Here is a 10,990-nt window from a genome sequence, read left to right as displayed (position 1 = left end):
CACGTCGTCGGCGCGCCCCAGGGCGAACTGGGCCGCGGGACCGCCCTCGCATTTGCTGCCTACGGCATCTGGGGGCTCTTCCCGCTCTACTTCGACGCCCTCAAACCCGCCAGCGCGTGGGAGATCCTGGCGCACCGCATCCTCTGGACGCTGCTCTTCTGCGTCCTGCTCATCGTCGCCACGCGCGACGTCGACTGGATCCGTCCCGTGCTGCGGCGCCCTCGCCTCCTCGCCGGGATCACGGTGGCGGCCCTGCTCATCGCCGCCAACTGGGTGATCTACGTCGCGGTCGTCACCGCCGGCCACACGAGTGAGGCCGCGCTCGGCTACTTCCTCAACCCGCTCGTCACCGTGGCCCTCGGGGTCCTCGTGCTCGGCGAGCGACTCCGCGTGCTGCAGTGGATCGCCGTGGCCATCGGCCTCGGGGCGGGCGTCTATCTCGCGGTCGCGAGCGGTCGGGTGCCCTACGCAGCGCTCGCCCTGGCCATGTCCTTCGGCCTCTACAGCCTCACGAAGAAGAAGGTCGGCGGCTCCCTCCAGGCCGTCCACGGCCTGACCCTGGAGACGGTCATCCTCGCGCCCGCAGCAGTTGTCATCCTCCTCGTCGTGTCCAGCCGCACCGGCCTGGAGTTCGGCGACCACGGGGCCCTGCACACGTGGCTGCTCGTCGGCTCGGGTGTCGCCACCGCCGTCCCCTTGCTGTTCTTCGCCGCGGCCGCCCGGCGCATCCCGCTGGTCAGCATCGGCCTGATCCAGTTCATCACCCCGCTCATGCAGCTCCTGGTCGCCGTGCTGCTGCTCGACGAGCTGATGTCGAGGGAGCGGTGGATCGGTTTCGGCATCGTCTGGGTGGCACTTGCCGTGCTCAGTGTCGACTCCGTGCTCGCCCTGCGCCGGGGCCGCCGGGCCGCTGCCGCCATCCCCACCGACGACTACCCCCGCTGACCGTCCAAAGAGCCCTGTGTCGCGCCGTCGCGAACTGCTCTTTCGATGAGGCGCGTGACAAAGTGGGTCGGTGGCCGGCATCGAGCTGGGGACCCCCGCCGGGCGGCTCGTCATCGCGGCGGCGGTGCTCGGGTCGGGGATGGCGCTGCTCGACGGCACCGTCGTCAACGTGGCGCTGGTGCGGATCGGCGCCGAGCTCGACGCGAGCCTCGCTGACCTGCAGTGGATCACCAACGGCTACCTCCTCGCCCTGGCGTCGCTGATCCTGCTCGGTGGCTCGCTCGGCGACCGCTTCGGACGGCGCAAGGTCTTCGTCATCGGCGTCGTGTGGTTCGCGCTCGCCTCGTTGGCCTGTGGGCTGTCGCAGAGCGCCGGGCAGCTCATCGCCGCCCGGCTGCTGCAGGGCGTCGGCGGCGCGTTGCTGACGCCGGGCAGCCTCTCGATCATCCAGTCGGTCTTTCGCCCCGAGGACCGGGCCAAGGCCATCGGCGCCTGGTCCGGGCTGGGCGGGATCGCCGCTGCCACCGGTCCGTTCGTCGGCGGCTGGCTCGTCGAGTACGCCTCGTGGCGTTGGGCGTTCCTGCTCAACCTCCCCCTGGCCGCGGTCACGGTCTGGATCGCCCGCACCGCCGTGCCCGAGACCCGGGACCCGTCGGCGCCCCGACAGTTCGATGTCGCGGGCGCCGTCCTGGCCAGTCTGGCGCTGGCCCTGCTGACCTACGCCCTCATCCAGCTCGAGGCCCTCGGCGCCGCCACCGCGACGACGCTGGTCCTCCTTGCCGTCGCTGCTGCGGTCGGCTTCGCCGTGGTCGAGATTCGCAGCCGGCACCCGATGGTCCAGCCGTCCCTCTTCGCCTCGCGCCAGTTCACCGCCGCGAACCTCATGACCATGCTCGTCTACGCGGCGCTGGGAGCAGTCTTCTTCTTCCTCACCCTCCAGCTGCAGACGGTCCTCGGCTACGGCCCCCTCCTGGCCGGGCTCGCCACCCTGCCGGTGACGGTGCTCATGCTCTTTCTCGCTGCCCAGGGCGGCGAGATCGCCACAAGGATCGGCCCTCGCGTGCCGATGGCCGTCGGACCGCTCGTCTGTGCCGCAGGCGCCGCCCTGCTGACGGGCGTCGGGGCCGGCGACTCCTACTGGACCGCAGTCCTGCCCGGCATCAGCGTGTTCGGTCTGGGGCTGTGCATCCTCGTGGCGCCACTCACCGCCACCGTCCTGGCCGCCGCACCGGACCGCTGGGCCGGCATCGCGAGCGGGGTCAACAATGCGGTGGCCCGCGCAGGGAGCCTGCTGGCGGTCGCCGCACTCCCCGCGGCGGTCGGCCTGAGCGGCGCGGACTACCAGAGCGCGGTCGCGTTCGACACGGGCTACGGCAGGGCCATGTGGGTCTGCGCGGCCCTCCTGACCGGCGGAGGCGTCGTCTCGTGGCTGCTCATCCGCAACCCGAACCGGACCGACGAGACCCAGCCACGCACGGACGTCACGGAGCTCGACAAGCAAGCCCAGCGGCATACGGCACCGGTGGGCTGGTCCTGCGCAGGGTCTGAAGGATGCCCCGGCCAGCCCGCCGAGACGGAGTGAGGTTGGCCACCCTTTCATGCTGAGCCAGCCCAACGGCCTCATGTGGTCAGACCACCTGCCCGCGGGCGATAGCCTGCCTATGTGTCCACCAGCGTGTACCTCGCCTCATCGGAAGGGCTGTCGGGCAAGTCCGCCGTGGCCCTCGGCATCCTCGACCAGCTGAGCCGACGCGTCGAGCGCGTCGGGATCTTCCGGCCCATCGTGCGCTCCGAGAGCGCCGCGAGCGACCATGTGCTCGACCTGCTCCTCTCGCGGCTCGACACCGGCCTCACGGCGGAGGATGCCTCGGGCGTCGGCTACGAGGACGTCCACGCTGACCCGGAGCGGGCGATGGCCACCATCGTCGACCGGTTCCACGCTGTCGCCGAGCAGTTCGACGCCATGCTCGTCATCGGCTCCGACTACACCGACGTCACGTCGCCGACCGAGTTCTCCTACAACGCGAAGATCGCGGCCAACCTGGACTCCCCGATGGTGCTCGTCATCTCGAGCACGGGCCGGACCCCCGAGCAGGTCCGCGTCGCGGCGGAGATCGCCGCGGACGAGGCCCGGGCCAACCACGCCCACGTGCTCGCGGTGGTGTCCAACCGAGCCGTCCCCGACGCCGTGCCGGCCACCCGCAGCGCGCTCGCGGAAGCACTGGGTGACACAGCCACCTACGTCATCCCGAGCGCCCCGGTGCTCGAGTCCCCCACCGTGCGAGACCTCCTCGCTGCCGTGGACGGCAAGCACCTCTACGGCGACGACGACCTGCTCGACCGCGAGTCCCTCGGTCTCGTCGTGGCCGCCATGACCCTGCCCAACGTCCTCGACCGGATCTTCGAGGGTTGCGTGGCCGTCGCACCCGCCGACCGCGGCGACGTGCTCCTCGGCCTCCTGCTCGCCCACCGCTCCCAGACCCTGCCCACGCCCTCCGGCATCGTCCTCAACGGCGGCTTCGACCTGCCGGCCCCGATCACCACCCTGGTCGAGGGCCTCGAGGTCCACGTGCCGGTGATCAGCTGCGCCACCGGCACCATGCAGACGGCCGCGACGCTGTCCGCCGTGGTCCCCCGGATGACGCGCTCGGCGACCCGCAAGATCGAGACCGCGCTCAGCCTCTTCGACGAGCACGTGGACGGCGCAGAGCTGCTCGACCGGCTCAACCTCGTGCCCAGCCATGTCGTGACGCCGCTGATGTTCGAGCACCAGCTGCTCGACCGGGCGCGCGCCGCCGACAAGCACATCGTCCTGCCCGAGGGCGAGGAGGACCGGATCCTCCGCGCCGCCGACCAGCTCCTGCGCCGGCGGGTCGTCCGGCTCACCCTCCTCGGCGACCCCGGTGCGATCCGTCGTCGAGCCGCCCAGCTCGGTCTCGACATCGAGGGCGCCACGCTGCTCGACCCCCATGACGACGAGCTCCGCAGCCGCTTCGCCGAGGAGTACGCCACGCTGCGGGCGCACAAGGGCGTCACCGTGGAGCAGGCCCGCGACATCGTCGTCGACCCGAGCTACTTCGGCACGATGATGGTCCGCGACGGGCTGGCGGACGGGATGGTGTCCGGGGCCATCCACACCACGGCCCACACGATCCGTCCCGCCCTCGAGGTCGTCAAGACGACGCCTGACATCAAGACGGTCTCGTCCGTCTTCCTCATGTCCATGGCCGACCGGGTCCTCGTCTACGGCGACTGCGCCGTCATCCCCGACCCCACCGCCGAGCAGCTCGCCGACATCGCCATCTCCTCGGCCGCCACGGCGCAGCAGTTCGGGATCGAGCCGCGCATCGCGATGCTCTCCTACTCCACGGGTGGCTCCGGAACCGGCGCCGACGTCGACAAGGTCCGCACCGCCACCGAGCTGGTGCGGACACGGGCGCCGCAGCTGTCGGTGGAGGGCCCCATCCAGTACGACGCCGCGGTGGACGCCGCGGTGGCGGCCGCCAAGATCAAGGACAGCCCCGTGGCCGGGCGGGCCACGGTGTTCGTCTTCCCCGACCTCAACACCGGCAACAACACCTACAAGGCCGTGCAGCGGACCTCCGGCGCCGTGGCCATCGGCCCGGTGCTCCAGGGTCTCAACAAGCCGGTCAACGACCTCTCCCGAGGAGCCCTCGTGCGGGACATCGTCAACACCATCGCCATCACCGCGATCCAGGCCGAGGGTCTCTCGTGAGCCGCCTCGTCCTCGTCGTCAACGCCGGGTCGTCGTCGTTGAAGTACGACCTCATCGACGTCGACGCGGGTGAGTCGCTGGCCAGCGGCATCGTCGAGCGCATCGGCGAGGCGACGTCCCGCGCGAAGCACTCGGTCGGGGGCGCGCACCACCGCACAGAGGGCGAGTGCGCGGACCACGGCGCGGCGTTCGACCTGCTCCTCGGCGCGTTCCACCAGCACGGGCCCGATCTCGCCGGCCTCGAGCTGACCGCTGTCGGCCACCGGGTCGTCCACGGCGGTGCACAGTTCAGTGCGCCGACGTTGATCGACGACGAGGTCGAGGCGACGATCGAGCGGCTCGTCCCGCTGGCTCCGCTGCACAACCCCGCCAACCTGGAGGGAATCCGGGTGGCCCGCGCCCACTTCCCCGCCGTGCCTCAGGTCGCCGTCTTCGACACGGCCTTCCACCAGACGCTGCCGCCTCACGCCTACACCTATGCGGTGAGCCGCCAGTGGCGGGACGAGCACCGGGTGCGCCGCTACGGCTTCCACGGCACGTCCCACGCCTACGTGTCCCGGCGCGCGGCGGAGCTGCTCGAGCTGCCGGTCGAAACGGCCAACGTCATCGTGCTCCACCTCGGCAACGGCGCCAGCGCGACTGCGGTCGCCGGCGGCCGGAGCGTCGACACGTCGATGGGCCTCTCGCCGCTCGAGGGCCTCGTCATGGGCACCCGTCCGGGCGATCTCGACCCGTCGCTGCCGGCCCACCTGGCGCGGGCGGGCGTGTCCCTGGAGGAGTACGACCGGGCGCTCAACAAGGAGAGCGGCCTCAAGGGCCTGACCGGGAGCAACGACTTCCGTGAGCTCGAGGAGCAGGTCGTGGCCGGGGACGGTGACGCCCGGCTGGCCTTCGACGTCGTGGCCCACCGCCTGCGCAAGTACATCGGGGCGTATGCCGCTGTGCTGGGTCGCGTCGATGCCGTGGCCTTCACTGCCGGCGTGGGTGAGCACAGCCCGATGCTGCGCCGGGCCTGCCTGGACGGCCTGGACGACCTGCTCGGCATCGAGGTCGACGCTGCAGCCAACGACGCAGCGATGTCCGGGGAACACCGCATCTCCACGGCGTCGAGCCGCGTCGCCGTCCTCGTCATCCCCACCGAGGAGGAGCTCGAGATCGCTCGCGAGGCTGCGGGGGTCGCTGCTGGAGCATGATGGTCAGCATGAGCGAGGACAACGGCACGGAGTTCCGGACCGAGCACGACTCGATGGGAGAGGTGCAGGTTCCCGCGGATGCCCTCTACGGGGCGCAGACGGCGCGGGCGATCGACAACTTCCCGATCAGCGGCCAACCCGTCCCCGCCGGCGTGGTTCACGCCCTGGCCCGGCTCAAGGCGGCCGCGGCCGAGGTCAACGCCGAGCTGGGTGTGCTCGATGCCGACCGGGCGCAGGCAATCGCGGCGGCGGCCCGGGAGGTCGCCGAAGGGCGGCACGACGCCCACTTCCCGATCGACGTCTTCCAGACCGGGTCCGGCACGTCGACCAACATGAACGTCAACGAGGTCGTGGCGCGGCTGGCGAGCACCGGGCCGATGGCGACCGGGGTCGACGTCCACCCGAACGACCACGTCAACTACGGGCAGTCGAGCAACGACACCTTCCCGTCAGCCCTGCGCATCGCGGCGACGATCGCTGCCCGCGACGACCTCGTGCCCGCGCTCACGCACCTCGCCGCAGCGCTCGGTCGCAAGGAGGCGGAGTTCGCGGACGTCGTCAAGGCGGGCCGCACCCACCTCATGGACGCGGTGCCCGTGACCCTGGGCCAGGAGTTCGGCGGTTATCGACGCCAGATCGAGCTGGGCGCCGCCCGCGTCGATCATGCGGCGGAGGCGACGGCGGAGCTGCCGCTGGGCGGCACCGCGGCTGGGACCGGCCTCAACGCCGCGCCCGGTTTCGCCCGGGCGGTCATCGAGCGGGTGTCGGCGACGACGGGACAGGTGTTCCGCGAGGCCGACAACCACTTCGAGGCCCAGTCCGCGCAGGACGCGGTGGTGGAGCTGTCCGGTGCGCTCAAGGTCGTCGCGGTCAGTCTGACCAAGATCTGCAACGACCTGCGATGGATGTCGTCGGGTCCCCGCACCGGCTTGGGCGAGATCCACCTGCCGGACCTCCAGCCGGGCTCGAGCATCATGCCGGGCAAGGTCAACCCGGTCATCCCCGAGGCGACGCTGATGGCCTGCGCGCAGGTCATCGGCAACGACGTGGCGATCACCACGGCCGGTGCCGCCGGGAACTTCGAGCTGAACGTCATGTTGCCCGTCCTCGCCAAGAACGTCCTCGAGTCGATCGGGCTGCTCGCGGCCACGAGCCGCCTGCTCGCCGACCGCTGCGTCGACGGCATCACCGCCGATGTCGAGCATGCCCGGACCCTCGCCGAGAGCTCACCGTCGATCGTCACGCCGCTCAACCGCTACATCGGCTACGAGGCGGCTGCCGCTGTGGTGAAGCGGGCGGTCAAGGAGCGCAAGACGATTCGCGAGGTCGTCATCGAGGACGGGCACGTTCGTGACGGCCCGCTCACCGAGACCCAGCTCGACGAGGCCCTCGACGTCCTGGCGATGACCAGGCCCCCTTCGGACTGACCTTCCGGTCCAAAGGGCAGCACACCCCCAGCCCCCTCAATCGAAAGAGCAGTTCGCGACGTGTCGCGAACTGCTCTTTCGATGGGTGGGGTGTCGCGAACTGCTCTTTCGATGCGGGCTCTTTCGATGCGGGCTCTTTCGATGGTCAGGGGCCGAGGACGCGCTCGAGATACGGGTTGCTGAAGAGCCGACCGGGATCGACCGCGTCGCGCACGGCCAGGAAGTCGTCGAAGCGCGGGTAGGCCTCGCGGAAGAAGGCAGCGCCGCGCGAGTGCAGCTTGCCCCAGTGAGGCCGGCCGCCGTGGTCGATCGCGATGGCCTCGAAGGCGTCGAAGTAGGCACCCCTGGCCTGTCGGTGGTAGCGGTGCACCGCCACGTAACAGCTCTCGCGCTCGTAGGCGGTCGAGAGCCACACGTCGTCCGGAGCGGCGACGCGGCACTCGACGGGGAACGAGATGAGCTCGTCATGGCTGTCCACCCACGACTTGAGGTCCCGGAGCACGGCGACGAGAGCGTGCCGGGGGAAGGCCCACTCGGCCTCCATGAAGCGCACGTCCCGCTCGGTGATGAAGACGCGATGGGAGGCGTCGACGTACTCGCGGGCGGTCAGGGCGCGCGCTGCCACCGCGCTCACCGGCTTGGTCGCGCGAGGCACCTTGGTGACGAGTCGGTTGAGCAGCTCGTAGGCGCGGTTGCTCAACAGCTCGTCGTCCACGTAGGCGCGCCACCGGGGCAGCGGCCGTGCCGAGCTGCCGGGCTCGACCCGGTTGTTGCGCTTGGTGAGCGCCCGCTCGGTGTGCGGATACCAGTAGAACTCGAAGTGGTCGTTGCGTGCGACCTCGTCGTCGAATGCCTCCAGCACCCCGGCGAGCGGCTCGGGCCGCTCGACCGCGTGCAGCAGGAACGCGGGGACGACCGCCAGGGTCACCTCGGTGATGACGCCGAGCGCTCCGAGGCCGAGGCGAGCAGCCTGGAAGAGCTCCGGCTCGCGTCGCGGTGAGCAGTCGACCACCGACCCGTCGGCGAGGACGATGCGCAGGCCGCGCACCCCACCCGCGAGGCCGGTGAGACGCAGCCCCGTGCCGTGGGTCCCGGTGCCCAGGGCTCCGGCGATCGACTGCCGGTCGACATCACCGAGGTTGGGCAGCGCCAGACCGAGCTGGGCGAGCTCGTCGTTGAGCACGTGCAGGGGTGTGCCTGCACGCACGGTCGCCTCGCCCCGGGTCGAGTCGATCGTCGTGACCCCCGTCAGGCCGCCGAGCCGCAGCTGGACCCCGTCCGTGACGGCAGCTCCCGTGAAGGAGTGCCCGGCCCCGATGGCCTTGACCCGCAGACCGCGGTCGCCGGCGCGGACGATCTCCTCGGCGACCTCCTCCTCGGACCGAGGGGTGGCGATGCGGGCCAGCCGGCTCGACTCCGTGCCAGCCCAGTTGGACCACTCGATGCTCCGGACGATCTCCCGCTTGGTCTCAGCCAAAGCACTGCCCTTCTCCCCGGTAGGTCGCAGCATGACCGACGACCTCGTCTCCCTCGACGAGCACCAGCTGCGTGAATCGCTCAGCGAGCTCGCCCGCCTTGGCGTGGCGGAACCAGATCCGATCACCGAGGCCGACCCGCGCCGCAGCCGATCCGCGCAGGGGCGTCTGGACCTCTCCCGTGCCCTCGGTGCGCAGCAGCCGCAGCTCGTGCTCGGGTAGCGGAGTGGGCACGCGCGACCAGCCGGCCGGGCCCGACGCCACGTAGCCACCCGAGTAGACCGTGACGATGTCCTCTGCCGGGCGGCGCACGACAGGGCACGCGAAGAAGGCGGCAGGAGTCAGCTCCAGACCGTCGTAGCCGTCGAACAGGGTCGGGGCATAGAGGCCGGAACCGGCCGCCAGCTCGGTGAGGGTCGGGTCCAGCCCGGTCACGTGCAGGCTGCCCGTGCCCCCGCCGTTGACGAACTCGAGGTCGGCGAGCTGTCGAACCGCATCGGTGACGGCCGCCCGCCGTTCGCTCAACTGGGCGGCGGAGCGGGACTTCACGCGGCGGACGAGCGGCGACGAGTCGGGCAGACCCGCGATCTGTGCGTCATAGAACATCAGTCCCGCCACCACCAGGCCATGCTCGTGCGCCCGACGGACGACGGACTCGACCTGCTCGGGCTCCCGGAGTGGCGAGCGTCGCACGCCGAGGTGCGCTGGACCGATCCGCAGCGAGGCGTCGACGTCGACGGCCACCCGCAGCCCGCTGTCCGCTCCCACTCCGCCGGCGATGAGGTCGACGATCTCGACGCTGTCGACCATGACGCAGACGGCCGCGCGGAGCGAGGAGTCCGAGGCCAGCTCGCGCAGGGCGGGCAGGTCGACGCTCGGGTAGGCGACGAGGATGTCGCGGCTGCCTTCGCCGGCCCACCAGATGGCCTCGCGCACCGAGTAGCACATGAGGCCGGCGAAGCCGTCGGTCGCCAGGGCCCGCTCGATCATCGGGCGACTGCGCAGTGACTTCGTGGCCACGCGGACCGGCTTGCCGTGGGCGCGCCCGACCAGGGTCGCGGCGTTGTGGTCGAACGCGGTGAGGTCGACGACCGCCAGCGGAGCCGGCAGGTGTCGCGTCGCGTGGGACAGGCGGTCGGCCACCGCGAGGGACGGGCGACGGCTCATGACCGCACCCTACCGAGAGTCAGCCCACGCGCTCCACGACAGACAGGGCGAGTGTCTGGAGCGCCGCCTTGGCGGGACGGTCGGGCAGGGGGTCGAGGAGACGCTGCGCCTCCCGGGCCACGCCGTAGGTCTCCTCCCGAGCCGCCTCGAGAGCAGGGTGCTGTCGCAGCAGCCCGAGCGCCTCGGTCACCCCGGCCTCGTCGTCCGACAGGTCCGAGCCGAGCAGCTCGAGGAGGCGCGCATCCGCGGGGTCGGTCGAGCCCTTGGCACGCAGGACGGCGAGGGTGTCGACCCCTTCGCGCAGGTCGGTGCCGGGGGTCTTGCCACTCGCATCGGAGTCCGACGCGATGTCGATGAGGTCGTCGGCCAGCTGGAACGCCATGCCGACCCGCTCGCCATAGGCGCGCATCGTCTCCACGACGTCTGCTGAACCGCCACTGAACATGGCGCCGTAGCGGCATGCGGTGGCCGTCAGCGAGCCGGTCTTGTCCGCGAGCGCCGCCAGGTAGTACTCGATCGGGTCCACGCCAGGCGGACAGGGCCGGTCGTCGCGGATCTGGCCGGAGCAGAGCCGGACGAAGGTCTGGGCCTGGATGAGGACCGCCTCGGCCCCAAGGCCGGCAATCAGCTCGGAGGCCTTGCCGAAGAGCAGGTCCCCGACGAGGATCGCCGTCGAGTTGTCGTAGACGGCATTGGCCGACGGCACGCCTCGGCGAACCTCCGCCTCGTCCATCACGTCGTCGTGGTAGAGCGACGCGAGGTGCGTGAGCTCCACCCCGGCTGCCGCCCGGACGACCTCGTCGGTGATGCCGTCGCCGAGCTCTGCCGACAAGAGCGTCAGCAACGGCCGGAAGCGCTTGCCACCCGCCGCGGCCAAGTGCGCCGAGGCCCCCGCGATGAAGGGGTCCTCGTGGTCGACGACCTCCCGGAGGAGGGCGTCGACCCGAGCCAGACCGTCCTGGAGGTGCGCCATGAGTTCGGGCGTCGCTCCGGGAACGGTGAGGACCGGCGGCGTGGCGTGCGAGGTCATGTGGTTCCTGGGTGTCG

Annotated in this window: 8 protein-coding genes; 5 read left to right on the top strand and 3 right to left on the bottom strand. The window is 71.1% G+C overall.

The genetic code is table 11. The features are described 5' to 3' along the window. The 5 genes from rarD to OO014_RS04440 all read left to right on the top strand — a co-directional run. Nucleotides 1–945, top strand: a 945-nt coding sequence (rarD, locus tag OO014_RS04460; protein WP_272461074.1) for an EamA family transporter RarD, incomplete at its 5' end; no start/stop codon positions are given. Between the two features lie 70 nt (nt 946–1,015). Further along, entirely contained in the window at nt 1,016–2,527 is a 1,512-nt protein-coding gene (locus OO014_RS04455; protein ID WP_272461073.1) for an MFS transporter, read from the top strand. Between the two features lie 81 nt (nt 2,528–2,608). Beyond that, a complete protein-coding gene (pta, locus tag OO014_RS04450; protein ID WP_272461072.1) occupies nt 2,609–4,681 on the top strand; it encodes a phosphate acetyltransferase in 2,073 nt (690 codons plus the stop codon). Beyond that, a complete protein-coding gene (locus OO014_RS04445) occupies nt 4,678–5,874 on the top strand; it encodes an acetate/propionate family kinase (protein ID WP_272461071.1) in 1,197 nt (398 codons plus the stop codon). Before pta ends, OO014_RS04445 begins: the two co-directional genes overlap by 4 nt. Nucleotides 5,875–5,882: 8 nt before the next feature. Further along, nucleotides 5,883–7,301, top strand: a complete 1,419-nt coding sequence (locus OO014_RS04440) for a class II fumarate hydratase (RefSeq protein WP_272461070.1) — start codon at nt 5,883–5,885, stop codon at nt 7,299–7,301. Between the two features lie 145 nt (nt 7,302–7,446). Here the strand turns inward: OO014_RS04440 and OO014_RS04435 are convergent, their stop codons facing one another. The 3 genes from OO014_RS04435 to OO014_RS04425 are packed head-to-tail and all read right to left on the bottom strand — an operon-like array spanning nt 7,447 to nt 10,973. Beyond that, on the bottom strand, nt 7,447–8,811 hold the full coding sequence (locus tag OO014_RS04435; RefSeq protein WP_272461069.1) for a D-arabinono-1,4-lactone oxidase: 1,365 nt from the start codon (nt 8,809–8,811) through the stop codon (nt 7,447–7,449). Next, nucleotides 8,771–9,943 (bottom strand): alanine racemase, encoded by a 1,173-nt coding sequence (locus tag OO014_RS04430; RefSeq protein WP_272461068.1) that lies wholly within the window; start codon nt 9,941–9,943, stop codon nt 8,771–8,773. The genes OO014_RS04435 and OO014_RS04430 overlap by 41 nt, the downstream gene beginning before the upstream one ends. 19 nt (nt 9,944–9,962) lie before the next feature. After that, nucleotides 9,963–10,973 (bottom strand): polyprenyl synthetase family protein, encoded by a 1,011-nt coding sequence (locus OO014_RS04425; RefSeq protein ID WP_272461067.1) that lies wholly within the window; start codon nt 10,971–10,973, stop codon nt 9,963–9,965. Nucleotides 10,974–10,990 lie beyond the last annotated feature (17 nt).

The organism is Intrasporangium calvum (assembly GCF_028446585.1).
Lineage (GTDB): Bacteria > Actinomycetota > Actinomycetes > Actinomycetales > Dermatophilaceae > Intrasporangium > Intrasporangium calvum_A.
This window is presented reverse-complemented; position numbering and strand designations above follow the sequence as displayed.